Raw genomic sequence first — 25,443 nt, forward strand, 5'->3', positions numbered from 1 at the left:
TGAGGTGAAGAAAATGAAATGGTTACTACCTTTAGTTGTAATCGTTATTTTGCTTATTGGCTGTGAGAATAAGTCCGTGCATGGAGGAACTGAGGGGTTTATTACACAATTTGTTAGTGATGATAAAGTGTTAATTGGTGATACCATCTATGAAATCAATCGTGATACACAAATTCAAACTACTGATGGTGATGCTTTGAAGAAGAATGATTTAAAAATTGGTATGAAAGTTCAGCCGTTTTATAAAGATACTCTTAAAGAAACATTTCCAGCCCGAGGCGACGCGAAACTATTGCGTGTATCAGTGGATGATGAAAGTCAGAAAGAAAGCGTTATGATGATTAATGTATTACATCAATTAAAGCATAATGAGGATGAACACTTCATTATTACGAATGTAGTGCATGAAGACGGCGTGTATGAGATGGACGTTATGCGCAGATCAAATGTTGATATTGGTTTTACGATTACGGTTCATGATCAAACCTATGAGATTTTGTATATGGAAGCTTAAGAGCTGGCGTAAATAAAATGATTTTATATCATTTTATTTACGCCTTTTTTATTTTTTTGAAACTTTTTGTCATTTGTGCTGTCTAATATATAGCATCAATGATATAGGAGGGGAATATGGTTGGATGATCAAGAAATAGTTCATGCGGCAATAAGAGGGGATGACTCGGCTTTTTTAGAACTGATAAATATTCATAAATTATCTTTATATAAAACCGCTCTAGCATATTTACGAAATGAAGAAGAGGCTTTAGAAGCAATTCAAGAAGTTACATTTCGTGCTTATATTAATATTTCTAAAGTGCGTGAACCTGTGTTTATAAAAACATGGCTCATCCGCATTATGATTAATTACTGCAATGATATGCTTAAAAAACAACAAAACTTTGTACAACATGATTTCTTGAAGGATACTCCATTTTATAGTCAGTTCACTGAACATATAGAAGTCTTAGAAGCTTTAAATCATCTAGATATACGAGCTAAGGAATTAATTATATTGAAATATTTTCATGGTTTGAAAATTAAAGATATTGCAGTGTCCATGAACCGATCAGAAGGGACGATTAAAACATGGTTAAATCGTGCGTTAACAACATTGCGAAAGCATTTAAAAGAAGAGGAGGGGGACCAGAATGACAGAGCGAGAAGAAACAAAGCTTAATGAAGCGAGAGAAGCCTTCGAGCAAATTCCAATTCCGACGATAAAAATAGATGAAGCCATTCAAAACGGCTATGTAAAAGCTCGTACGCAAAAGAGAAAGAAACGTTCAATGTGGCTTTTTAGTAGCCTGACAGCTGCGCTATTATTGCTTGGGCTGACTACTCTGTTATTTACTTCGCCTACTTTTGCAGCATATGTTTCAAAAATTCCCGGCATGGAAAATTTCGTCCATCGTATTCATGATGATAAAGGCATTATCTCCGCTGTAGAAAATGACTATTTAGAGAAAATAGATATTACCCAAAAGAAGAAAGGCATTGCTTTGACTATTGATTCGGTTATGAAGGATGAAAACGGATTGGTTATTTTTTATTCTGCTGTTTCCGACCAAGATCGTGAAGAAATTTCTCTAAGAGATATTAAATTGAGCGAAAAGTACGGTCCGTACTCATCGGGTAGTACATCTCTGTTGCATGTTAAACAAGGAGAAAGGAACTATGAAAAAGCAGAAATATATTTTGAATATCCAATGAGTAGGAAAGATTTTACCGTTGCAATGACGTTGGAATCGAAGGATTATTCAGAGCAATTTACGTTCTCTTTTTCATTGAAAAAAGCAGTTGCTGAAAAGAAAACGTTTAAAGTAAATAAAACGGTACAAATTGCAGGTCAAAACGTAATCGTAAAAAGTATATCAATTCAACCAATTCGAACGGATATTTATTTAGCTTTTGACCCAAATAATGAGAAAAAAATACTTGAATTGAGTGATTTTCGTTTGGTTGATGAAAATGGAGAAACGTGGAGTAGCATTCAAAATGGGGTTACAGGATCTGGGTGGGAAAATGATGAAGGTCATTACTATTTGCAAAGTAATTATTTTAAAGAACCAAAAGAACTATATTTGGTTATGAATAAGGCACAAGCTCTTAATCGAAATCAGACACAAATCGTGATTGATACGGAAAAACAAAGTATTTTAAAGGCACCTGATCAATCTATAAAGAGTTTGCAAGTGATGGGGAACGAATTGACTTTTAGTATTCAAGCAGAAAAAGATTTTCATCATGGAATGTTTGGGACTGTTAAGGATGCTAATGGGAAAGAACTACAAGTTGAATCAAGTTCTATGTCAAGCATCGATAATAAATCTCGTAGTTTTGGAGTAGTACTGAAAGCAAATCAATCATTTAGCAATCCGCTAACCATAGATGTACTGTATTACCCAGCTTGGATTAATGGAAATGTAAAAGTTCGAGTTAAATAGCATAACTTTGTAAACTGTAGATGAATTTTTCTACAGTTTATTTTTTTGATGTTGCGAATACAATAGAAAGTGAGGTATAACTACTAGAGGTACTAGGATACGTTTCTGAAAGAGGTACATACGATGGAACATCAAAAGCAAAAAGAAGTAATGGAAGTTTGTCTACTAGCAGGGAAGATGTTGTTAGAGAACGGAGCAGAAACGTTTCGTGTAGAAGACACAATGTTAAGAATGGCCAATGCATTTGGAATGACAAAGTGTGACAGTTTTGTTATTCCAACAGGTATCATATTTTCTATTCATTCAGATGAGCAAGAGAAAACAAAGCTTGTTCGAGTTTCTAATAGAACAACAGATTTATTAAAAATAACGAATGTAAATAAAGTGTCACGTAGTATTAGTGAAGGAAAATTAACTGTCAGTGAAGCATATGAAGCTTTGCAAGAAATTGAAGCGAATAAAGTAATGTTTTCTATAAAAACACAGCTTTTAGCGGCTTCTATATCTAGTGGTTGTTTCGTGATTATGTTTCTCGGCGGTTGGAAAGATTTTATTCCGGCGGTCATTGCTGGTGGTCTCGGTTTCTTAGGTTTTCTTTTTTTTAACTGGCTTGTATCTGTAAAGTTTGTTTCAGAGTTTCTAGCTTCAGTTATTATCGGCATTGTTTCCTATATTCTTGTACACATTGGTTTTGGTCAGGAATTAGATAAAATTATTATTGGTTCGGTCATGCCTCTTGTACCTGGTTTATTAATCACAAATGCTGTTCGTGATTTAATGGCAGGTCATTTAGTATCAGGCATTTCAAAAGGAGCCGACGCGTTCTTAACATCTTTTGCAATTGGTGGCGGCATTGCAATTGTTTTAACGCTACTATAAGGTGGGGTAGACAATGGAATATTTAGCGCAACTCGTTACAAGCTTCATCGGTTCAGCTGGATTTGGTATTATATTTAATGTTCCGCGTGAGACAGTTTTGAAGTGTGGCTTTGTTGGTATGTCTGGTTGGATTTGTTATTTTATTCTTTCGCAAAACGGGGTGGATATTATCCCCGCAACTGCGATGGCTTCGACGTTGATTGCAGTTATTAGTCAATTATTTGCTAAAATATATAAAACACCAATGACTATTTTTACGGTCGGTGGAATCATTCCATTAGTACCAGGTGGAATGGCTTACAATGCAATGCGACATTTCGTTGAAAATGATTACAATACTGCTATTAGTTTAGCGGCAAAAGCATTTCTGATTTCTGGAAGCATTGCTATTGGCTTAGTGTTTTCGGAAGTGCTTCATCAAATTATTAAGCGTATAAAATATCGAAAAAAAATGGTATAAACATCAAAATGAAAAACCTACTAGAGAAGTAGGTTTTTTTGTTTTTCTTTAGTTTTTTGAAAAAAATAAAAAGGTAAATAGTATAAAAATGCTGTTGTATCAATGGTTAAGGGTGATTAAATATAAAAAATACTATTCCTAGTAAAAAACTCGGGTTGACATTGGCGGTATATGTGATATTATTTGAAAAAACAGAATATACAATAAATGTATTTCCAAAATAAATTGAAGGGAAAGGCTGATTGGAGTCTTCATATCCTTATGATGAAAACAAATGCATGATATGGTTTGTATGTTGTAGAAGGAATGAGAGAGCAAATACTTCCATAATAGTCTCTGTCCTACCAAAAGATTTTTTAAGGAGGTTCTGTTCGTGGAAATAGATCGTGAATTTCAATCTCTAGCTTTACAAATCAATAATATGCTAAAAACAATGAAGTTTGGGTCCATTACAATAATCGTTCAAGACGGTAAAGTCATTCAATTAGAAAAAAATGAAAAAGTAAGACTGAAATAATTCGCTGACTAGACAACTAGAGGCGGCTTTAATTCAGGCACATGATTTGTGTCGGTTAAGGCTGCCTCTTTTTCGTATTTTAATGGGTTGGTAAATATGATGTGGGATGTGGAAAATTTGCTTTATTCAACTTTTAAAGAAGAGAATATCCCGATATTCTCAGAAGCTAGCAAAGAAAAAGGAGCTCATGCAGTTTTGGAATGGGCATATGCACAGTATGGTGATCAGTTACTTTATGCCTGTAGCTTTGGTGTTGAAGGTAGTGTGTTGCTACATCTTTTAAGCCAAGTAAAACCAGATGCAAAAGTATTATTTCTAGATACAGGGCTTCATTTTAAGGAAACGTATGAAACGATTGAAAAAACAAAGGAAAGATACCCTTTATTGCGGATTGAAAAGAAGTTACCAAGTTTAACGGTAGAGGAACAAAGTGCTCAGCATGGACCTGAGTTATGGAAAAGTAATCCTGATTACTGCTGTCAAATGCGCAAGGTAAAGCCATTAGAAGAGGAGCTACAGAAGGTGGATGCTTGGCTTTCTGGACTGAGGAGAGAGCAGTCATCGACTAGACAAAATGTTCAATTTGTTAATAAAGATGACAGATTTCAGCTCATCAAGATTTGTCCTTTAATTCATTGGACATGGGATGATATTTGGGCTCATGTAAGAAAACATGATTTACCATATAACTCTTTGCATGATTTTGACTATCCAAGTATCGGCTGTGAACCATGTACAAAAGCGGTTACGACGAATAGTCGAGATGGTCGTTGGCAAGGACAAGGAAAACTAGAATGTGGTTTACACTTAGCACCAAAAAATAAGGAGGAAGCATAACATGACAACAATTTTGCCACATGGGGGAGTATTGATTCATCAGTATGATCCTCAATTATCAGTAGAAAATCTTGAAAAGGAATTACCTTTAGATCGAATTTCATTTAGTGATTTAGAATTGATTGCTGTTGGAGCGTACAGTCCCTTAACAGGTTTTTTAAAGAAAGAGGATTACGAGAGCGTTATTCGAAATAGTCGTTTACAAAGCGGCATTGTTTGGAGTTTGCCGATCACTTTTCCTGTTACAGAAGAAGCTGCAGAGGGCCTTTCCGTAGGAGAGAAAGTTCGACTTACCTATGAAGGTAATACTTACGGGGTGCTTGAAGTACAGGACATTTTCTCAGCTGATAAAGCTTTAGAAGCTCAATTAGTGTATGGAACGACGGATTTAGAACATCCAGGGGTTAAGACTCTTTTCTCTAGACCAAATGTATATATTGGTGGCGAGGTTACGTTAACTCAGAAGCCAGAGAAATCATTTGCTAGTTATCATTTTGAACCGAGTGAAACGAGAGCTATATTTGCCGAACGAGGCTGGGAAACAGTAGTTGGTTTCCAAACAAGGAATCCGGTACATCGAGCACATGAATATATTCAGAAGTCTGCTTTAGAAATAGTAGATGGCTTGTTTTTAAATCCACTTGTCGGTGAAACGAAGAGTGATGATATTCCGGCTGATGTTCGAATGGAAAGCTATGAAGTGTTACTTGATAAATATTATCCGAAGAATCGTGTGCAATTAGCTGTTTTTCCTGCTGCTATGCGGTATGCAGGACCTAGAGAAGCGATTTTTCATGCGATTGTTAGAAAGAATTATGGGTGCACACATTTTATTGTAGGACGCGATCATGCAGGTGTAGGAAATTACTATGGGACATATGATGCGCAAAAGATTTTCCTGAATTTTTCTCGTGAAGATATCGGGATTATACCGCTATTCTTTGAGCATAGTTTTTATTGCCAGGCATGTGAGGGAATGGCATCCGATAAAACTTGTCCTCATTCAGCTGATGATCGAGTAATTTTATCGGGAACAAAGGTGCGTGAAATGTTAAGCGCAGGCGAAGTTCCACCTTCGACTTTTAGTAGAAAAGAAGTTATTCAAGTATTAATAGAGGGTTTACAAAAGACAAAAGTGAACGCGTAGGAGTGGTTATAGTGGAAAAGAATATTACATGGCATGCATCTGAAGTACATGTTCAGCAAAGACGTATTCAAAATGCTCATCATAGTTTTGTCATTTGGTTTACGGGTCTTTCAGGATCAGGTAAATCGACCATCGCTAATGAGTTAGCAGCACAATTATTCTCTGAAAAGATTAGTGTGTACGTTCTTGATGGCGATAATATTCGTCATGGATTAAATAGTGATCTTGGATTTTCTGAGTTAGATCGAACAGAGAATATTCGTAGAATTGCTGAGGTTTCTAAGCTGTTTATAGATAATGGAACAATTGCAATAACAGCTTTTATTTCACCTTTTCAAGAGGATCGCAACCAGGCACGTGCTATTTTACAAAATGATGAATTTATTGAAGTTTATATTAAATGTCCATTGGATGCTTGTGAAGAAAGAGATCCAAAGGGTTTATATAAGAAAGCTCGAAATGGAGAAATAAAGCAGTTTACAGGTATTGATTCACCTTATGAAGAGCCTGTCAATCCAGAATTAGTTATTGATACAGCGAAGCTATCAATTGGAGAGTCGGTAAATTCAATTATAGCTTATTTAAAAACAAGAAAGTTCATTTGATAAAAGGGAGGTCTTCATTGTGAGCTATGAGAAAAAATGGGCTGATAATGACAATATAAATGCATCAGAGAAGAAGAAATTATTAAAGGATGGGCTGCGTATCTTTGATGATATTCCAAAGTATGCGCAAAATGGCTTTGAATCCATTCCGAAAGAAGATTGGGATAGTTTTAAGTGGGCTGGTTTGTATTTACAAAGACCAAAAGAAGCTGGGTATTTCATGATGCGAGTGAATGTGCCTTCGGGTATATTAACCGCTGATCAATTTGAAGCATTAGCTGAGATAGGAAAAGACTATGGGCGTGATGTGGTGGATATTACGACGCGTCAAGCAATACAATTTCATTGGCTTACGATTGAAAATGTACCGGAAATTTTACAGCGATTAGAGAATGTTGGCTTATCAAGCGCTGGTGCATGTGGGGATATTACTCGTACTATTGTCGGCAATCCTATTACGGGGTTAGATCCAAATGAATTATTTGACACAAGTGAAATTGTTAAGGAAGTTTATGAGTTTTTTCAACGTAATGAAGATTTTTCGAATTTACCTAGAAAATATAAAATGTCTATTTCTGCAAATATTCATAATGCCTCTAATGCAGAAATAAATTGTTTATCATTTACTCCGGCTCGTAAAGAAATCGAAGGTGAGTGGATAAATGGGTTTCATATAAAAGTTGGAGGTGGTTTGTCAGCCCGACCTTTTCTTGCACAACCGCTAGATGTATTTATTAAACCAGAGGATGTAAAGGCAACAGCTGTTGCTATTACAACAATTTTTAGAGATTATGGCTATCGTGAGAAACGTGTACGTTCACGTTTAAAGTTTTTAGTAGCTGACTGGGGTGTTGAGAAGTTTAAAGAAGTGCTAGAGCAGTATACTGGACCGCTACTTACGCAAGGGGAAGATGCGGTAACGAAATGGAATGCAGGTTATTTCTATGGTGTTCAACCTCAGAAACAGGAGGGCTTAAGCTACGTTGGCTTTAACGTTCCTGTTGGGCGTTTGCATAGTAATGAAGTATTTGAGCTTGCTAGAATTGCGAGAAAGTACGGGAACGGAGAAATTCGTACATGTAACTCACAAAACTTAATTATCGCTAATGTTCCGAATGAGTTAACTCAAAGCTTATTACAAGAGCCAATATTTGAACGAATTACAGCAAATCCGAATTCATTTATTGGTCACGCTGTGTCATGTACTGGTATTGAATATTGCAATTTAGCCTTAGTTGAAACAAAAGCTCGCATGACGAGAATAGCTCACTATTTAGATGAACAAATTGAGCTTGATGTTCCGATTCGCATTCATATTGTTGGATGCCCTAACTCTTGCGGACAGCGTCAAATTGCGGATATTGGTTTACAAGGTGTACTCATGAAGACGAAAGACAAGACACTAGTTGAAGCGTTTGAACTGTATGTGGGAGGTACTTTAGAAAATGGAGGTTCCTTTAATCAAAAATTAAAGGGAAAAGTGCATGGAGAGCAGGTACAGCTTGTTTTGGAATACTTGCTGAATGATTTCAAGACTCACAAGTTCTTAGGTGAAAGTTATCAAGAGTTCTTTATTCGAGTAGGAATTGCTCACATTCAACAAAGTTTAGATGAAGCGATTGCTCGCTTAAGTGAGCAAGTTTCTTAAAGGAGAATTATCTATGTATTTATATCGTTTTGAAGTGAACCTTGGTAATAGTATATTTCCTGTCGTTGTAGCTGCAGCTGATGATCAGCAAGCTTTTCGTTTAGTAGATACTGAGCTTGAAAAGCATTTTTTGTATGAGCCAGAAACAGACGAAATCATTTTACATGAGAAGAAGCGAATACGAACAGGAAACGCTTATGTGTTGTTTGAACAAGATCCAAGTGCACGGAGCGTAAGTAATCTATAGATATGAGAAGAGGAATGATGATGAGTAAAGTTTATTTGGTGGGAGCGGGTCCAGGTGATGTAGATTTAATTACTGTGAAGGGCTTGAAATGTATACAGCAAGCAGATGTTATTCTTTACGATCGTCTGGTGAATCCTGAATTATTACAGTTTGTTAAAAGCAATGCTGATGTGATTTATTGTGGAAAGCTTCCCGGTGATCATACGATGCATCAAGAAACCATTTCATATTCACTTGTACACTATGCAAAGAAAGGAAAGATTGTTGTTCGGTTAAAAGGGGGAGACCCTTTCGTTTTCGGGCGTGGAGGAGAAGAAGCAGAAGTTCTTGTGAAGCATGGTATTCCATTTGAAATTGTTCCTGGAATAACAGCAGGTATTGCTGCACCAGCTTATGCTGGTATTCCAGTGACACATCGTGATTGTGGTGCGAGCTTTGCTATTGTGACAGGTCATCGTCAAGATGGTAAAGCAGATGATTTGAAATGGGAAAGTTTAGCAAAGGGTATAGATACATTAGCTATTTATATGGGAGTTGCTAATCTAGCTTATATACGAGACAAATTGATTACTTTCGGTAAGGCAACGCAGACACCAGTAGCGCTCATTGAAACTGCTTCTTTAGCTTCACAACGTACAGTTGTTACTACTTTAGAAAATGTCGTAGAGAAGGCAAAGAAGGAACAAGTTACGAACCCTTGTATGATTGTCGTTGGTGAAGTTGTGAAGTATCATCATACTCTTAATTGGTGGAAGGAACGAGCAAAGAGTGTTCCTGTAAGCGAGGCATTATAAGATGCAGGCGGTTTTGTTTATTTGTCATGGTAGTAGACGTAAAGTTTCATGCGCTGAAGCAATTGCTTTTATGAAGGAATGTCAAAATGAATTTTCACAGATTCCTATTGTAGAGTATGGCTTTCTTGAATTAGCTACCCCCACTATTGAAGATGGCTTTGAAAGTTGTATAAAGCAAGGTGCAACAAAGATTGCGGTAGTTCCTTTTCTCTTATTAGCAGCTGGGCATGTTATGTACGATATACCACAGGAATTAGTTCGATTGCAATCACAGTATCCTTCTATCAAGCTTTCCTACGGTAATCCGATTGGAGTTACAAATAAAATGTCTCAGCTGGTCCTAGATCAAGTGAATGGAACGAATGTAAATCTAAATGAAGCGCACATTATAATAGTAGGAAGAGGGAGTCGGATGTTAGAGGTGCAAAGGCAATTAGAAGAAATCATTGCGCCTGTAAGACGAGTTTATCATTCTCTATCTATTTCTTATTTAACAGGTTGTAAACCATCTTTTGTTGATAGTTTAAACGATGCGTTACATGCTGGCTATTCAACCATTATCGTTGTTCCATATTTAATCTTTTCGGGAGTATTAACTGAAAAGATTGATCAAACAGTTCATAGCCTTAATATACAAAATAAGCAAGTAATTATTACAGCACCTTTATCTACCCATCCAAATATGAAATTAGCTTTATTCGATCGTGTGAAAGAAGCAGTTTAATAGGTTGTGTAAATAAACCGTGATTCTTTTAGAGTCACGGTTTATTTCATAATATTTATGAGTGAATGCATTTTGTTTAATGTATAATAACAAATGTATGAAAATCCCTATAGGAGGAATAAAACAACATGATTGAACAACAACAGTATTTAGGATTTGATTGTTTAGTAATGACTGAAGCAAAAACGAATTCAAAAGCGATTCTTTGTCCAGAAAGAGGCGGTATTTTAATTCAACTGACTTTAGAAGGAGAAGAGGTTTTTTATTTACAAGAAGATACTTTCAGTGATGCTACGAAAAACATCCGTGGTGGTAATCCAATTCTTTTCCCTACTTGTGGTCCACTTCCTAATAATGAATACATATTAGATGGTAAAACATACTCTTTAAAACAACACGGCTTTGCACGTAATAAAGTGTGGGCAGTTGAATCTACAGAATCGACAGAGGAGTCAATTAAAGTTACGCTTCGCTTAGAAGATGATGAGGAAACGAGAGAGTTATATCCATTCTCTTTCCGCTTATTATTTACATATGAATTGAAAGATGGCAAGTTATCTCTTTATCAAACATATGAAAACCTGTCTAATCGAACTATGCCTTTTTATGCTGGTTTCCATCCATATTTCTTAGGTGATCACTATAGTGCTACATATGATATTCCTTCTACTCATTATTTAGATGCTGAAGATGGGAAAGTAAAGGAAAGAAAGCAACCTATTAATGAGCTAGAAATTGCTGATACAAAAATATTTTTAGAATTGTCTAAGCCAACGTCTAGCATTACATTTAAAAACCATACAATTTGCTTGAGTTATAGCGAGCATTTCTCATATGGTTTAGTATGGTCAGAGCGTGCGTCAGAATATGTTTGTTTAGAGCCTTGGATGGCTGGTCCAGGAACATTCACAAATAATAAAGGTGTTATTCAATTAGCAGCAGGACAACAATTGCAAGCCGAATGTGCTTTTTTCATTAAGAAATAAAGTAAAAGAAAGACCTCAGATTATATTATAATCTGAGGTCTTTCTTTGAAAGTTATGGAAGTGATAAAAGTTGTGCTGTGTCTAGCTCCAGCGCCCAGCAACTAGTAGATTTCGTCCATCTCCCTACGATAAGTCAACATCGAATCAGCTACCGCCTCTTCGTGTTTTCTTTATCTCAGTCGAAGTGCTCCAATCTATGCGTCGCTAAACGGACGCTTGCGCTTTTCTTATTACATTTTCACCCAAACACTCTTCACTTCAGTGTAGTTGTTTAAAGCGTATGAACCCATTTCTCTTCCGATTCCAGACTGTTTGTAACCACCGAAAGGAGAAGCAGCATCAAAGGCATTGTAACAGTTTACCCATACTGTTCCAGCACGAAGTTTACTTGCTACATAATGTGCATTCTTAATATTTTCTGTCCATAATCCAGCTGCTAAACCGTACGGCGTAGCATTGGCACGATCAATGATTTCATCTAAATCATTGAATGGCATCGCTGAGATAACTGGACCAAAGATTTCTTCTTGTGCGATAGTCATTTCGTCTTTTACCGCACTAAAAATAGTAGGCGAGACAAAATAACCGTTTTCTGTAGGTTTAGCACCACCGACTAGTAGTTCTGCACCTTCTTCAATACCTTTTTCTATATAACCCATAACACGATTTTGTTGAAGGCTAGATACTAGAGGACCGATTTGTGTAGAAGGATCTAATCCTGCACCTTGTTTGATACTCTTCGCATGTGAAACCATATCAGCAACAACATTATCATATAATTTTTTCTGGATAAACACGCGTGATCCTGCACAACATACTTGGCCTTGGTTAAACATAACACCATTTAACGCACCAGGAATGGCATTTGCTAGATTCGCATCTTCTAATATAATATTCGGAGATTTCCCACCGAGTTCAAGAGTTACACGTTTTAATGATTTTGCAGCGGATTCCATAATGGATTTACCGACTCTTGTTGAACCCGTGAAAGCGATTTTGTCTATTTGTGGGTGATCAACAAGTGCTTGACCAGCAGTTGCACCAAATCCTGGGACAATGTTAATTACACCAGGTGGGAAGCCGGCTTCTTCAATTAGTTCAGCTAAATATAGAGCTGTTAAAGGAGTTTGTTCTGCTGGCTTCAGTACAATTGTACAACCAGTTGCAAGTGCCGCTCCAAGCTTCCACATTGCCATAAGAAGTGGGAAGTTCCAAGGAATGATTTGAGCAACTACTCCAACAGCTTCATGTCTTGTATAGTTGAAGTATGGACCGCTAACAGGAATTGTTTGACCTACGATTTTCGTAGACCAACCAGCATAATATCTAAGATGTTCAATTGCAAGTGGAACATCTGCATAAGTTGTTTCACGAATTGGCTTCCCATTGTCTAGTGTTTCAAGTTGAGCTAGGTTTTCTTTGTTTGCTTCCATTAAATCAGCTAACTTATACATTAAGCGGCTTCTTTCAGCAGCACTCATTTTAGACCATTTTCCTTGATCAAAGGCGGCTCTTGCAGCTTTTACTGCAACATCGATATCTGCTGCATCTGCTTCGTATACTTCAGCTAATACTTCCCCGGTCGCTGGATTTGGTGTTGTAAATGTTTTTTGTGAGACACTTTCTACAAAATTTCCATTAATATATAATTTTTTTGGACCTTTTAGAAACTCTTGTAATTCTTGACGCACTTCTAGTATTGCCTGTGTCATACTTGTACCTCCCACATCATTTTAAATAGGTAATGATTCTAGGATGTCGAAATATATGCAAGCGATTACACTACTCTGTGTAAAATACTAGATTATCTGAAGGGTTCTTTCAAGGGTTTTCCATCGTGTTATTTCGACAGAGTTTTAACTTTGGATACATTCCATTTATCATGCTAGTGTGATAGTATTTAGTGATACGAAATAATAGGTATACTTACTATTTTTGCTTTGATAGATTAGGAGATGTTATTTTGATACAAAAGGAAAGACTTTGGACAAAATCGTATGTATTACTTATATTAGGGAACTTATTTACTTTTATGAGTTTCCAAATGTTGATTCCAACATTGCCTCCTTATATAAAGTCAATTGGTGCAAGCGGTTTTGAGATTGGTTTAATGACCGCTCTTTTTTCAGTAGGAGCAATTGTAATTCGTCCTTTCATTGGCTTCATGTTAGAGTATAAAGCGCGAAAAATGCTTGTTTTAATAGGAGCTTTAGGTCTGTTGTTTATGACATTTTTATATCCTTTAACGAATATTATTTTTGTTTTGCTAGCATTTCGTCTTGTACACGGAGTTGCTTGGGGGTGGTCAACTACTGCAAATGGAACAGCCTCGGTAGATTTAATCCCAACATCTCGAATTGGTGAAGGAACAGGTTATTATGGATTATCGATTACGCTTGGAATGATCATTGCGCCAAGCTTAGGTCTTGTGTTATTCGAAAAAGCATCGTTTGACATCTTGATTTATGTATCAGGTTTTCTAGGGTTTATTGCAGTTATATTGCTAGGAATTGTTCGATATCAAATGCCTGTGTCTGTTGCTAATGTAAAAAAGGAAGAATTAAAGTTTTCGTATAGTGCTTCTTTAATCGAGAAATCTTGTCTTTTCCCAGCATTTTTAACATTTCTAGTAGCTTTTGGTTATGGATCCATCGTGTCATTTATCGTTATTTTCGGCAATGAACGAGGCATTGAGAATATTTTTATTTTCTATTTAGTAAATGCTATATTTGCCACTGTTGCTCGTCCAATTACAGGAAAGCTATTCGATACAAAAGGACCGCGTGGTATTGTTCTAGTATGTTCACTGCTTACTGTTGCAGGACTATGGATGCTGTCTCTTTCACATAATAGCATTCACATTGCTATCGCTGGCGCATTATTTGGTATGGGCTACGGTTCGATTTTGCCAACTTTACAGTCATGGGCGCTTTTCATCACACCACCACGACGCCGTGGTATTGCAAATGGAATGAGTTTTTCCAGTATTGATCTTGGTATTGGATTAAGCGGTCTTGTATTTGGTCTGCTTGCATCATTTTTGGAAATCGCTACGCTTTTCCAAATTTCAAGTTTCTTTGTATTAATGGTCTTTGTATTAGTATTAATAAAACCAAAGCAAGGACAGTTGCGCAATAAGAATAGAGTCTCTGAACAGAGACTATCATCATAATAGGAAGAAGAGCATGGCGAAAATTCGCTATGCTTTTTTATTTTTCGGTAGTTTATCAGGTGATTGGTTACTGTATTTCCATGGAAATAATGTGATTGTTTCAACAGCACTGTTTTACGAAAGGTAGTGGATAGCGTTAGTATGAATGAAGAAATATGTGAGTATTAGGGGAAATGTAGGAAATTAAGTACAAAGTTTAATAAATTGACGGACCAAAAAACGTCTGATAACATAAAAATGAATGATGGTCATTCATTTTTTGTTTTTAGGAGGGTTGTATAAGAATGTCTAAAAAAGCAGAGAAATATCATCGCATTCTATCTGCGGCTATTGAAATCATATCTGAAAAGGGAATTGAAAAAACCTCTATATCAGATATTGTTAAAGCAAGTGGAGTAGCTCAAGGAACATTTTATTTATATTTTTCTTCGAAAAGTGCATTGATTCCAGCAATAGCGGAAGAACTTCTAGAGAAGACATTGCAACGAATTCAGGAAAAAGTGGAAGAGCAAAACGCAACCATTAAAGAAGTAATTGAAATTATGATTCGAGAGCATTTCGAATTAACAAAGCAAAATCAAAGAGTCATTACACTATGTTATGCAGGCTTAGCATTCGAATACTCCTTTGAGCGTTGGGATGAGATTTATGCTCCATACTATCAATGGTTTGAAGAGAAATTACAAATAGCAAAGACTAATAATGAAGTAAGGCAAAATCTACAATTAAAGAGAACAGTTAAAATGCTGACAGGTGTTATTGAAGATGCTGCTGAACGTTATTATTTGGCCCGTGACCACAGCGAGTCATTGGAAGAGCAAAAACAAGAATTGGCAATTTTCATTTATAATGCTTTAGGTATTGATTGTTAATATTATTAACAAAAGAAAATCTTTAATTATCAATGGCTTATTTGTAAAGGCAATTTATACAATCTTTAATGCGATGAAGCAGACATGAAGAAAAGAGGTCATATTTTTCGAACTCATACGTGAAATATAAAAAGAAAAACATATATAACAATTAGTAAAGTGGTAAACAATTAGGAGGAAATACCAATGAATACGAAGCATCAAGAACAATTAATGATGCGAACAATCAAAGAAGAAGAGCTAGACCAATTTTCAGATTTAATGAAATACGTATTTCAAGTTTCGAAAGATATGATTGATGATGAAGGTCAAATGAGAAAAGAGAAAAGCCATCAATTAAAGCCGGGGACAGCATTAGGATGGTTTGAAAATGATAAATTAATATCACAGATTGTTACATTGCCTTTCCAAGTAAATATTCATGGTGTTATTTATGATATGGGTGGGGTTACAGGAATTGGAACGTATCCTGAATTTGCTGGATATGGACTTATGCATTCACTAATGAAAGAAAGCTTGAAAAATATGAGGGATGCAGGGCAATATATTACGTACTTATACCCTTATTCTATCCCTTATTATCGAAAAAAAGGCTGGGAAATGATTTCAGATCGTATTGAATATGAGATTAAAGATACTCAGTTGCCAAAGTATAATGATGTAACTGGTCGAATGCGAAGAGTTGAATTGGAAGAGGAAGATGTGAAATCTGTATATGATCAATTTGCTAAGAAAACAAACGGAGCAATGATTCGTAATCAAATGGCTTGGGATGAATGGTTTAGAGAAGAGTCAGTTGATTTACAGCTAGCCGTTTACTATACAGATGAAGATGTTCCAGAAGGATACTTATTCTATCGTGTGTTAGATGAAAAGTTTTACATTGAAGAAATGATTTATTTAAATGAAGAAGCCCGTCGAGGGATATGGCAATTTATTAGCGCCCATTTATCAATGGTTTATTATGTGAAAGGAAAAACATGTGTACATGAGCCAGTGGCATTCTTACTTGAAGACTGTGAAATTAAGCAAACGATTATTCCATACTATATGGGAAGAATTGTAGATATTAAAGGCTTCTTAGAAAAATACCCTTTTAAACATATTGAAAATTATACCCTAATATTAAACGTTGAAGATCCATTATTAGAATGGAATACTGGAAAGTTTACGATTAAGTGGGATGCTGAAGGTAATGTTGACATAGCTTATGAAGAAATGAAGAGTGAAACAGAAGGTATTACTCTTTCAATCCAAACGTTAACTACTATGCTTTTGAGCTATAAAAGACCGAAATTTTTACAAAGTGTTAATAGAATCACTGGTGATGATTCAATGGTAGTTGCGCTTGAATCACTAATCCCTGACGCGGCACCATGCTTTTTTGATTATTTCTAAGTTAATAAAAGAAGGTCTACACGGTTTCAGTTGACGTGTAGACCTTTTTTACAAATAAGAAAGTAAAACTCTTACTTAATACAGCATTTATTTTGCAATATTTTTCTTATTCGTCGCTAGCTGGTAGAGCACGATCTACCGATTGAAAATTGCCTTTATGCGAGCCATCGCAAAAAGGTTTTTTGGAAGAAAGACCGCATCGGCATAGTGAAACAGCTTCTTTAGTTGGAAAAACATTACCTTCTACGTCTATTACTTCGAAATCTCCAGTAACACGTAGTGATCCATTATCATTTACTTTAATTTGAACTTTTGACATATATGTAGTCTCCTTTCAGTATACACATAATCATCGTAAGTTAAATAAACTAAAAATTCAATGAATAATTATGAGTAAGTTTGTAAAAAACGATCAACAGCTTTCTCGTATTGCTGTTTATTTTCGTTTAAGGATTGAGCATGAAAACCGTTTGCAGCAATGAATAATTGTTTAGGACCTTTCTTAGCTTCATACAGTTGTTTTGTCATGGAAGCAGGAATATAATCATCAAGTTCACTATGTATAAATAAAACAGGCTTAGTAATATTTTTAACTGCTTCTAGTGGTGATACATCTTGAAAACGGTATCCGTCACGTAATTTCAAAAAAGCATTTCCAATTGGTAGTACAAGCCAGCTTGGAAGAGGCGTTTCAACTTTGAGTCGATGGTGTAATTGGTCTTGTAATGTAGTGAAAGGACAGTCAGCGATATAAAAATCAGCATCATCTCGAATAGAACCACCATACAGAAGAGTAGTAACAGCTCCCATCGATTCACCGTGTATGCCTAAAATAATGTCTTTACCAAAACGACTTTTTAATTCCTTAACTACAACTTCCAAATCCCATTTTTCATAATAACCGTAGCTACTCGTCTTACCACCAGATTCTCCATGTCGACGGTGATCGTAAATAACAGCATTATAACCTCGCTCTAAAAAGACATTCATATATTTAATTGAATTATATTTATTTTCTGTTATACCATGACAAAAAATCATCCATTTCTTTGATGGATAAGGATGGATAAATAAACAATCAAGATTATAGCCAAAGGGAGAAGCAACGCTTACCTGTTTTTTAGGTAACGCATCAAAATCTTCTACAACCCATCTTTTCGCTTTTATTTCCCGCTCTTTAATAAATGAAGCATCTTTTTTCTTCATGAACATCAAGATATTAGTGAAATAGACACCGATTCCTATAAGTGAAGTCAAAATAGCACCCAAGGCAAATATCCCTTTTCTTTTCATCTGTGAAAACCTCCATTTTGTAAGGTATGTATAGAGTATTATAGCCTACTAAAGAATATATGCGCATTATTTTATCAGAAAGACCATGTTATAATGTAATGAAGCAGGGAGGAATACGAATGAAAAAGAAAAAGCAACATAAACAATCAACTCAGCAAAAAGAAGAAAAAGTAACGCTTTCTTCTATGATATCTAATGATGTTTTTACACAATTGAAGAATAAACAAAGAGAGCTTGTAGAAATAGAACAGCAAGAAAAAGAAGCAGCAGAGAAGAAAAGAATTGAAGAAAGACGAAGAGCAGAAAAAAATAAGTCATTCGCAGAGCTTTTACAAGAAGATAAGAAGGACTGGCGTAATTTTAAATAAGTTAAGAAAGAGGAGTCTATGAACTTTTTGATTCAAGACTCCTCTTTTTGTTCAACCTTACACCTGCTATGCTCGGAAATAAGCCAATCTGTTTTGAAAACCAAAAGAGGGTTTTCAAGAACAGCTCGTCTTATTTCTGCCGCATAGCTCTTTTTTGATTTTAGAGTAGAACAAGGTGTATAAACATCAATCAAAAAAGATCGGTGCCGGTTTTTCCTATTATTATTCACGATGTTGAGTGTATTTACCTTCTATTGTTAAAGAGCGGATGAATTGTAATTCTTCATGACTTAATGGATGCGCTTGCACAGCTTTTACATTTGCAACCACTTGTTCTGGGCAACTAGCACCAGGAATGATAGCGCCAACAGTAGGCTGAGAGAGGATATATTGTAAAGCTACTTCTAGTAAGTTTCTAGAAGCAAATGTCTCATGTAAGCGACCTAGAACTTCACTTAAGTCATTATAACTATATTGTAAATAACCATTTTCTTTAATAGAAGCTGTGACTTTTTCTAACATTTTATTGGATAGTAAGCCTTTCGCGATTGGACCTCGAGCAATAATACTTATGTTATTCTCAGCAAGCATTGACATCCATTCTTCAGGTCGACGATCTAGTATGCTATATTGCATCATGACAGATACAAGGTCGGAGTGAGAAGCGAAAGACTTCATCACATTTGGTCGAATCGAAGATATACCATAATAGCGGATTAATCCTTCTTGGGTCAGTTCATGAAAGGCCTGAATAACTTCTTCATGATTATCTTCCATCGTACCTCCATGTAATTGATACAAGTCAATATAATCTGTTTGAAGTCGCTTTAGACTAGCTTTCACGGCTTCTTTTATATACGTTTTGGAAGCATCCCAAGTCCATCCTGTTTTATCCTCATTCCACTTATTCCCCACTTTTGTAGCAAGAATAATGTTATCTCGAACAGACTTTAATGTTTTACCAACGATTGCTTCATTGATACCAAAATCATAAAGGTCGGCCGTGTCAAAATAATTAATTCCTTGATCAAGAGCAGTATGAATGATGTGTTCTGCTTTTTTTGAATCTGTACCTAGTGACATACAACCAAGTCCTATTTCAGAAACTAGTAGGTTTGAATTGCCAAGTTTTCTTTTCTTCATTAATAATCACCACCAAATGTAGTTAAACTACTACTATTGTATAGGATACATAGAAGAAAATCAGTTCTAATGTTATTTGTTGCTCGTAGTAAAGGTAGATTGTGCATCAATCCATTGTTGAACAGAGTTATAGATTCGGCTATATTCTTTCAATTTTTCTCTAATTTCCCATGCTTTACCGACTAACAAAACTTTGTTTTCTTCAACGTGAACATGCATTAGACAACCCCCGTTTTCATTAGATGTTGTAATATATGAGGTGGGGGATGGAAAATAGAACTGGAGGAAATTAATAATGAAAAAGTTTGAAGAGAAAACATTAGCAAGTGAATCTATTTATCAAGGTCGTATCATATCTTTACAGGTAGATGATGTGGAACTACCAAATGGAGAGAAAGGGAAAAGAGAACTAATTAAGCATCCAGGAGCAGTAGCGATTATAGCTATTACAGAAGATAATAAAATTGTTATGGTAGAACAATATCGCAAAGCATTGGAACGCTCTATCGTTGAAATTCCAGCTGGTAAATTAGAACTAGGCGAGGAGCCAATTGTTACAGCAACAAGAGAATTAGAAGAAGAAACTGGATATGTAAGTGAAACAATGGATCATATTATTTCATTTTATACATCACCTGGATTTGCGGATGAATTGGTCCATGTATTTATGGCGAAAGGTTTAAAGAAGAAAGAAAACGCAGCATCATGTGATGAAGATGAGTTTGTAGAAGTTCTAGAGTTATCTTTAGAAGAAGCGAAAAAATACATAAAAGAACAGAAAATTTATGATGCAAAAACGGTATATGCCGTTCAATATTTACAATTATTACAGTCGTAAAAAAACTCCTCTCAAGAATTTGAGAGGAGTTTTTAAGTGAATTTTGAATTAAAATTAACGAATTGTATCCATACCAGTGTTTGATTTAACTAAGATTTCATCATACCCAACTTGGCCATCTTCAACACCTTGTTTCTTAGAAACAAGTGTACCGATAATACCAGCAATGAAACCTAATGGAATGGAAACGATACCTGGCGTTGAGTATGGGTAAATAGGAGTTCCAACGAACATTGCTTTACCTTCTATTGGATTCCATACGTTAGGACCAATTATTACAAGAACAAGCGCGGTTACTAGACCAACGACCATCGCCCAAATTGCTCCATTTGTATTAAAGCGTTTCCAATAAATGGTGTAAATAATAACAGGGAGATTCGCACTTGCTGCAACAGCGAAGGCAAGTGATACTAAGAACGCAACGTTCAAGCTTTGAGCACCTAGTGCAAGAATAATAGAAAGTACAGAAACTCCGATTGATGCGTAACGGGCCATTCTGACTTGTTCTTTCTCCGTTGCTTTTCCTCCTCTTAAAATTTCATTATAGAAATCGTGTGAGAAGGCTGCAGCAGCAGTTAATACAAGACCTGCTACAACGGCAAGGATTGTGGCGAATGCAACTGCAGAAACGAATGCAAATAGCATATTGCCACCAAGAGCTTTTGCAAGCAATGGTGCAGCCATGTTACCAGCTGGATCAGCAGCAAGAATGCCTGCATTACCTACGAATGCAGCAGCGCCAAATCCTAAGAAAATAGTCATTACATAGAAAATACCGATAATCCAAGTAGCATAAACTACAGAACTACGAGCCGTCTTCGCATCCTTAACTGTAAAGAAACGTACAAGAATATGAGGAAGACCAGCAGTTCCTAGAACTAATCCAAGTGTCATAGATAGGGTATCAAGTCCAACTTTATATTTGACACCTGGATCTAAGTAAGCTCCTTTTAATGGTGTAGCTGTTTTCATTGCATTAAACATATCAGAAATACTGTAATTGAACTTAGCAAAAACAATAACAGAAATAATGAATGTACCAATCATAAGTAGGACAGCTTTAACAATTTGTACCCAGCTTGTTGCAGTCATACCACCAAAGATTACGTATACAGTCATTAATACACCAACGATTAAAACGGAAGTCGTATAATTTAGACCTAGTAATAATTTTATAAGTCCACCAGCTCCAACAAGTTGAGCAATCATGTAGAATGTAGAAATGGTAATCGTATTAAAAGCGGCAAAGCCTCTAATTTTCTTTGCATTAAATCGAACAGCAATCATATCTGCAAATGTAAATTTTCCTAAATTTCTTAATGGTTCAGCTACAATATATAGAACAACAAGGTAAGCTACAAGAAATCCGATACTATAGAAGAATCCATCGAATCCTGCAAGTGCAATTGTACCAGCGATACCTAAGAAGGAAGCGGCAGACATGTAGTCACCAGCGATTGCAAGACCATTTTGCCAGCCAGTAAGTCCTCCACCAGCTGTGTAGAAATCACTAGCGTTGTTTGTTTTTTTCGATGCAAAATATGTGATAACGAGAGTTCCAGCAACGATTACTAGGAACATAGTAAATGCAGCTACATTCATAAATTACCTTCCTTTCTCTTGCAGAATTTGCTCTGAGATTTCATCGAATTTAGTTGCTTTTTTGTAGTAAATCATGCAGAAAGCCCATGTCATAATGAATTGAGCGAAGGCAAAAATCCAAGCCCATGTAATGCTTCCAGCGAAAGGTTTGTTTAAGATTGTAGAGTAGGATGTAAGTATTGGTAAAGCAAAGTAAAAACAAAAGAAGAAAACTGTGAAAGGTATTATGAATTTTTTCTTTTCATGGAGTAATTTTTGAAAGTTAGCAGATTGAACAATGGCTGTATATTCTTCAGGTGTCGTTTTTACAACCTTAGCAGATTGCGATTTGCGAATTTCCATATGCAATTCCCCTCTCTCTTGAATAAATGAAAGCGCTTTTATTGTTGGGTGAAAACAAAGTTACTTCTTGTAAATAACACCCCCTCTTAATGAATCTCATTTGAAGTAGCAGAATATCAGTCTTATCAAACTGAATATTCAGAAAAATGAGTCAATGTTTATTATACTATAGGGCTAAAATATGTAAAGTGAAAAAAAGCTATTTTTTGGTAAAAAAGTAATTACATCATTATGGTAGTGAAAACGTGTAAAGTGATTTTAATATAATATTTTTTGTTTTGTACGGTAGTGGTAAGAAGAAATAATCATAGAAATTAAACATATTGTTGAAAGAAGAAAAGCTGTCATATTACTAGATTTCATTCATAAAATCTAGTAATCAACTGTAGGGGGAAAGAAGATGAAGAAGAGATCAATCTTTCAATATGGTGCACAAAATCATGTACGTGAGTATTCCTCGTTATATATGTTTATTATCGTATTATTTCTGATGGGAGTAATTAGTGGGGCTATCATTGTAAATAGTTTAAGCTTCACACAAAAGGAAGATTTATTGTATTACTTATCCAAGTTTTTTGGACAAGTTGCAGATGGACAAATAACAACATCCTATCAAATGTTTATGAGCAGCATTATGCATAATATAAAATACATTGGTCTTATATGGATTTTAGGTATTTCGATTATAGGATTGCCACTCATATTAATTTTATTGTTTTTAAAGGGAACGGTAATAGGCTTTACGGTTGGTTTTTTAGTTAATGCTATGGGATGGGGAGGCTTTCGAATTGCAATTGTCTCTGTTTTACCACAAAATATTATTCTAGTGCCTATAACTATTTTTATTACAACACTATCATTATCACTAAGTATGAATATTATTCGGAGAGTGTTTTTTAAGGAAGTTCGTCAACCTTTAAAGCCTATCTTATTTCGTTATATTGGAGCCTTGCTAGTATGCTTTATCTTTATTGCAGCGGCTGGAGCTATGGAATCATATTTTTCTCCGACCTTTATGAAACAAATGGTAGGTATTATTAAATAATAATATTTATTTATTAATAATCATTTTTTCTTCTAAAAAGTAATAATTCTATTTTGACACTTTTCTCTGTTTTGATATAATGAAATATGATAGTGGCAGGGAGGAGAAGAGATGGAAGAAAGAATTGAAAGAATTAAAAAGCAGTTGCACTCATCAAGTTACAAGTTAACTCCCCAAAGAGAAGCGACAGTTCGTGTTTTACTAGAACATGAAGAAGATCATTTAAGTGCAGAAGATGTTTATCTCCTTGTAAAAGAAAAATCGCCTGAGATTGGATTGGCGACAGTATATAGAACGCTTGAATTATTAACTGAATTAAAAATAGTAGATAAAATAAACTTTGGTGACGGCGTTTCTCGCTATGATTTACGTCAAGAAGGTGCAGCCCATTTTCATCATCACCTTGTATGTATGGAATGTGGTGCAGTTGATGAAATACAGGAAGATTTACTAGATGATGTTGAAGCTGTTGTTGAAAAACGATGGAATTTTAAAATTAAAGATCATCGATTAACTTTCCATGGCATTTGTTATCGTTGTCAATCTAAAGAAGAAAAATCAAAATGAATATAAAGATGCTCATTAAACAAAGTGGTAATAAAAAAAGATTGCCTTGTTTTATAGCATCTTTTTTTGTTATAAAATGAATTGGTAGAAAGTTTTAAAAATTAGATTGAAGTATGTATAGATTTAACTCCGATTGGCATACATTGAGAATAGATATGTTGTATCGGAGGAGAAGGAAATGAAGTCACTTTTCAATCAAATATTTCACACGTTAAAAGTGTTTATATTATTTGTTGGATTCACCATTCTATTTTATATCGGGATGATGTGGATTAATCAGGAATATGAGAATTATAATCGCTACGATGAACCGAATGGAACTTCGGTGAAAGTATCAAGCAATCAGGAGCAGTCTGATAGTACATGGTTCGATCGATTAAAGCTTTTTTATTTGAACGGAGAGTAATAATTATGGAAGATGGATTACGTGATTTTATTCATTTTTTAACAGTAGAAAAAGGACTAGCCAAGAATACGCTTGTATCGTATGAAAGGGATTTAAAATCCTATATGAAATATGTGAAGACTGTTGAACAAATGAGCGATTGGAATGATGTTAGAAGAGTAAATATCATAGGTTTTCTTGCGCATCTTAAAGAGCAAGGGAAATCTTCTAAAACAATAGCTCGTCATATTGCTTCCATTCGTTCTTTCCATCAGTTTTTATTGAGAGACAAGCAAACGGATCAAGACCCTACCGTACATATTGATACACCACAACCAGAGAGAACATTACCAAAGGTATTGACTATGGAGGAAGTAGGAGCGTTTATGGATTCGCCAAAGGGTACGGATGCTTTTGGCTTACGTGATCAAGCGATGTTAGAGCTTATGTATGCAACTGGAATGCGTGTCAGCGAACTGATTAGTCTTGAAATTACAGATGTGCATAGTTCAATGGGATTCGTAAGATGTGTTGGTAAAGGAAATAAAGAACGTATTATTCCAATTGGTAAAACGGCTTTAAAGGCAATTGATATTTATTTAACAAATGGCAGACCAAAACTTGTTAGCAAAAAGAATAAAAATGATGCTTTGTTTTTAAATCATCATGGAAACAGATTATCAAGACAAGGGTTTTGGAAAATATTAAAAAAGTTGGCAGAAGAGGCGAATATTCAAAAGGAATTAACTCCTCATACGTTAAGGCATTCATTCGCAACTCATTTAGTAATGAATGGTGCTGATTTACGTTCTGTTCAAGAAATGTTAGGACATGCTGATATTTCAACAACGCAAATTTATACTCATATTTCGAATACAAGGTTGAAAGATGTTTATTCAAAATTTCATCCACGAGCTTAATAGTTATCTAGATTATAAAATGCATTTCTTTAATTATAAAAGATGCATTTTTTTATTGTGTAGATGTCTGACATCTGACTATAATAGGGTGTGACAACTCATATTATGAGTAATTCTTAGTTTAATGGGTAATATATTTAAGAATGTGCAGGATATGTAAGTGTCTTAGTTAAGAAACAGTCGTCTAAAAGAGTGAACGATATGTCATGA

The 25,443-nt window shown here is 35.4% G+C and carries 30 protein-coding genes; 23 read left to right on the forward strand and 7 right to left on the reverse strand.

Translation table 11 applies throughout. The features are described 5' to 3' along the window. The first annotated feature begins 13 nt into the window (after window positions 1-13). The 14 genes from TX86_RS03150 (at window position 14) to TX86_RS03210 (ending at window position 11,288) form a co-directional block, all read left to right on the forward strand. On the forward strand, window positions 14-514 hold the full coding sequence (locus TX86_RS03150; RefSeq protein WP_042346176.1) for a hypothetical protein: 501 nt from the start codon (window positions 14-16) through the stop codon (window positions 512-514). Window positions 515-634: 120 nt separating this feature from the next. Continuing rightward, entirely contained in the window at window positions 635-1,177 is a 543-nt protein-coding gene (locus TX86_RS03155) for a sigma-70 family RNA polymerase sigma factor (protein WP_042346177.1), read from the forward strand. After that, on the forward strand, window positions 1,149-2,444 hold the full coding sequence (locus TX86_RS03160; protein WP_042346179.1) for a DUF4179 domain-containing protein: 1,296 nt from the start codon (window positions 1,149-1,151) through the stop codon (window positions 2,442-2,444). The genes TX86_RS03155 and TX86_RS03160 overlap by 29 nt, the downstream gene beginning before the upstream one ends. A gap of 123 nt (window positions 2,445-2,567) precedes the next feature. Next, on the forward strand, window positions 2,568-3,323 hold the full coding sequence (locus tag TX86_RS03165) for a threonine/serine exporter family protein (protein ID WP_042346181.1): 756 nt from the start codon (window positions 2,568-2,570) through the stop codon (window positions 3,321-3,323). Window positions 3,324-3,336: 13 nt separating this feature from the next. Beyond that, window positions 3,337-3,783 (forward strand): threonine/serine exporter family protein, encoded by a 447-nt coding sequence (locus tag TX86_RS03170; RefSeq protein WP_042346183.1) that lies wholly within the window; start codon window positions 3,337-3,339, stop codon window positions 3,781-3,783. Window positions 3,784-4,162: 379 nt separating this feature from the next. After that, on the forward strand, window positions 4,163-4,300 hold the full coding sequence (locus tag TX86_RS26055; protein ID WP_439096838.1) for a YezD family protein: 138 nt from the start codon (window positions 4,163-4,165) through the stop codon (window positions 4,298-4,300). 99 nt (window positions 4,301-4,399) lie between these two features. After that, the gene (locus TX86_RS03175) at window positions 4,400-5,137 is read left to right on the forward strand and encodes a phosphoadenylyl-sulfate reductase (RefSeq protein WP_042350121.1); all 738 of its coding nucleotides are present in this window, start codon (window positions 4,400-4,402) and stop codon (window positions 5,135-5,137) included. A 1-nt stretch (window position 5,138) separates the two neighbouring features. Then, entirely contained in the window at window positions 5,139-6,284 is a 1,146-nt protein-coding gene (gene sat / locus TX86_RS03180) for a sulfate adenylyltransferase (protein ID WP_042346185.1), read from the forward strand. Window positions 6,285-6,295: 11 nt separating this feature from the next. Continuing rightward, the gene (gene cysC / locus TX86_RS03185; protein ID WP_042346186.1) at window positions 6,296-6,889 is read left to right on the forward strand and encodes an adenylyl-sulfate kinase; all 594 of its coding nucleotides are present in this window, start codon (window positions 6,296-6,298) and stop codon (window positions 6,887-6,889) included. 19 nt (window positions 6,890-6,908) lie between these two features. After that, window positions 6,909-8,537 carry a nitrite/sulfite reductase gene (locus tag TX86_RS03190; protein ID WP_042346188.1) on the forward strand — a complete coding sequence of 543 codons (1,629 nt, stop codon included), beginning with the start codon at window positions 6,909-6,911 and terminating at the stop codon, window positions 8,535-8,537. Between the two features lie 13 nt (window positions 8,538-8,550). Further along, window positions 8,551-8,784, forward strand: a complete 234-nt coding sequence (locus tag TX86_RS03195) for a DUF3906 family protein (protein ID WP_042346191.1) — start codon at window positions 8,551-8,553, stop codon at window positions 8,782-8,784. A 20-nt stretch (window positions 8,785-8,804) separates the two neighbouring features. After that, the gene (gene cobA / locus TX86_RS03200) at window positions 8,805-9,578 is read left to right on the forward strand and encodes a uroporphyrinogen-III C-methyltransferase (RefSeq protein ID WP_042346193.1); all 774 of its coding nucleotides are present in this window, start codon (window positions 8,805-8,807) and stop codon (window positions 9,576-9,578) included. A gap of 1 nt (window position 9,579) precedes the next feature. Next, the gene (locus TX86_RS03205) at window positions 9,580-10,302 is read left to right on the forward strand and encodes a sirohydrochlorin chelatase (protein ID WP_042346195.1); all 723 of its coding nucleotides are present in this window, start codon (window positions 9,580-9,582) and stop codon (window positions 10,300-10,302) included. A gap of 128 nt (window positions 10,303-10,430) precedes the next feature. Further along, window positions 10,431-11,288, forward strand: coding sequence for an aldose epimerase family protein (locus TX86_RS03210; RefSeq protein WP_042346197.1), 858 nt, complete (start codon window positions 10,431-10,433; stop codon window positions 11,286-11,288). Between the two features lie 230 nt (window positions 11,289-11,518). Here the strand turns inward: TX86_RS03210 and TX86_RS03215 are convergent, their stop codons facing one another. Beyond that, window positions 11,519-13,000 (reverse strand): aldehyde dehydrogenase family protein, encoded by a 1,482-nt coding sequence (locus TX86_RS03215; RefSeq protein WP_042346199.1) that lies wholly within the window; start codon window positions 12,998-13,000, stop codon window positions 11,519-11,521. Between the two features lie 251 nt (window positions 13,001-13,251). On the opposite strand from TX86_RS03215, the gene TX86_RS03220 reads away from it, so the two are divergent. The 3 genes from TX86_RS03220 to TX86_RS03230 all read left to right on the forward strand — a co-directional run bounded on the left by TX86_RS03220 (window position 13,252) and on the right by TX86_RS03230 (window position 16,730). Further along, window positions 13,252-14,460, forward strand: a complete 1,209-nt coding sequence (locus TX86_RS03220) for an MFS transporter (RefSeq protein WP_042346201.1) — start codon at window positions 13,252-13,254, stop codon at window positions 14,458-14,460. 284 nt (window positions 14,461-14,744) lie between these two features. Further along, a complete protein-coding gene (locus TX86_RS03225) occupies window positions 14,745-15,332 on the forward strand; it encodes a TetR/AcrR family transcriptional regulator (protein WP_042346204.1) in 588 nt (195 codons plus the stop codon). A gap of 186 nt (window positions 15,333-15,518) precedes the next feature. Then, a complete protein-coding gene (locus tag TX86_RS03230; protein ID WP_081707546.1) occupies window positions 15,519-16,730 on the forward strand; it encodes a GNAT family N-acetyltransferase in 1,212 nt (403 codons plus the stop codon). Window positions 16,731-16,836: 106 nt separating this feature from the next. On the opposite strand, the gene TX86_RS03235 is transcribed toward TX86_RS03230, so the two are convergent. After that, window positions 16,837-17,049, reverse strand: coding sequence for a CDGSH iron-sulfur domain-containing protein (locus tag TX86_RS03235; RefSeq protein WP_042346206.1), 213 nt, complete (start codon window positions 17,047-17,049; stop codon window positions 16,837-16,839). A gap of 68 nt (window positions 17,050-17,117) precedes the next feature. Beyond that, a complete protein-coding gene (locus TX86_RS03240) occupies window positions 17,118-18,023 on the reverse strand; it encodes an alpha/beta hydrolase (protein ID WP_042346207.1) in 906 nt (301 codons plus the stop codon). 119 nt (window positions 18,024-18,142) lie between these two features. On the opposite strand from TX86_RS03240, the gene TX86_RS03245 reads away from it, so the two are divergent. Then, window positions 18,143-18,391 (forward strand): YqkE family protein, encoded by a 249-nt coding sequence (locus tag TX86_RS03245; protein WP_042346208.1) that lies wholly within the window; start codon window positions 18,143-18,145, stop codon window positions 18,389-18,391. A 222-nt stretch (window positions 18,392-18,613) separates the two neighbouring features. Here the strand turns inward: TX86_RS03245 and TX86_RS03250 are convergent, their stop codons facing one another. Together TX86_RS03250 and mciZ are read right to left on the reverse strand one after the other, a co-directional pair. Then, a complete protein-coding gene (locus tag TX86_RS03250; protein ID WP_042346209.1) occupies window positions 18,614-19,534 on the reverse strand; it encodes an aldo/keto reductase in 921 nt (306 codons plus the stop codon). 72 nt (window positions 19,535-19,606) lie between these two features. Next, window positions 19,607-19,753 (reverse strand): Z-ring formation inhibitor MciZ, encoded by a 147-nt coding sequence (gene mciZ, locus TX86_RS03255; RefSeq protein WP_042346210.1) that lies wholly within the window; start codon window positions 19,751-19,753, stop codon window positions 19,607-19,609. Window positions 19,754-19,829: 76 nt separating this feature from the next. On the opposite strand from mciZ, the gene TX86_RS03260 reads away from it, so the two are divergent. Next, window positions 19,830-20,372: an NUDIX domain-containing protein gene (locus TX86_RS03260; RefSeq protein WP_042346211.1), complete on the forward strand. Its 543-nt coding sequence runs from the start codon at window positions 19,830-19,832 to the stop codon at window positions 20,370-20,372. Between the two features lie 54 nt (window positions 20,373-20,426). On the opposite strand, the gene TX86_RS03265 is transcribed toward TX86_RS03260, so the two are convergent. Both TX86_RS03265 and TX86_RS03270 read right to left on the reverse strand, forming a co-directional pair. Beyond that, the gene (locus TX86_RS03265) at window positions 20,427-21,974 is read right to left on the reverse strand and encodes a solute symporter family protein (protein WP_042346212.1); all 1,548 of its coding nucleotides are present in this window, start codon (window positions 21,972-21,974) and stop codon (window positions 20,427-20,429) included. A 3-nt stretch (window positions 21,975-21,977) separates the two neighbouring features. Beyond that, window positions 21,978-22,316: a DUF485 domain-containing protein gene (locus TX86_RS03270; protein ID WP_042346214.1), complete on the reverse strand. Its 339-nt coding sequence runs from the start codon at window positions 22,314-22,316 to the stop codon at window positions 21,978-21,980. A 400-nt stretch (window positions 22,317-22,716) separates the two neighbouring features. Between TX86_RS03270 and spoIIM the strand changes: the two genes are divergently transcribed. The 4 genes from spoIIM to xerD all read left to right on the forward strand — a co-directional run bounded on the left by spoIIM (window position 22,717) and on the right by xerD (window position 25,233). Beyond that, entirely contained in the window at window positions 22,717-23,361 is a 645-nt protein-coding gene (gene spoIIM, locus TX86_RS03275; protein ID WP_042346215.1) for a stage II sporulation protein M, read from the forward strand. Window positions 23,362-23,472: 111 nt separating this feature from the next. Continuing rightward, a complete protein-coding gene (gene fur / locus TX86_RS03280) occupies window positions 23,473-23,928 on the forward strand; it encodes a ferric iron uptake transcriptional regulator (protein ID WP_042346217.1) in 456 nt (151 codons plus the stop codon). Between the two features lie 178 nt (window positions 23,929-24,106). Then, window positions 24,107-24,334 carry a YqzK family protein gene (locus TX86_RS03285; protein WP_042346218.1) on the forward strand — a complete coding sequence of 76 codons (228 nt, stop codon included), beginning with the start codon at window positions 24,107-24,109 and terminating at the stop codon, window positions 24,332-24,334. A 5-nt stretch (window positions 24,335-24,339) separates the two neighbouring features. Then, window positions 24,340-25,233 carry a site-specific tyrosine recombinase XerD gene (gene xerD, locus TX86_RS03290; RefSeq protein WP_042346220.1) on the forward strand — a complete coding sequence of 298 codons (894 nt, stop codon included), beginning with the start codon at window positions 24,340-24,342 and terminating at the stop codon, window positions 25,231-25,233. The last annotated feature ends 210 nt before the right edge of the window (window positions 25,234-25,443 follow it).

It is taken from the genome of Bacillus massiliigorillae, from assembly GCF_000380245.2.
In the GTDB taxonomy this organism is placed as follows: domain Bacteria; phylum Bacillota; class Bacilli; order Bacillales; family DSM-1321; genus Bacillus_AD; species Bacillus_AD massiliigorillae.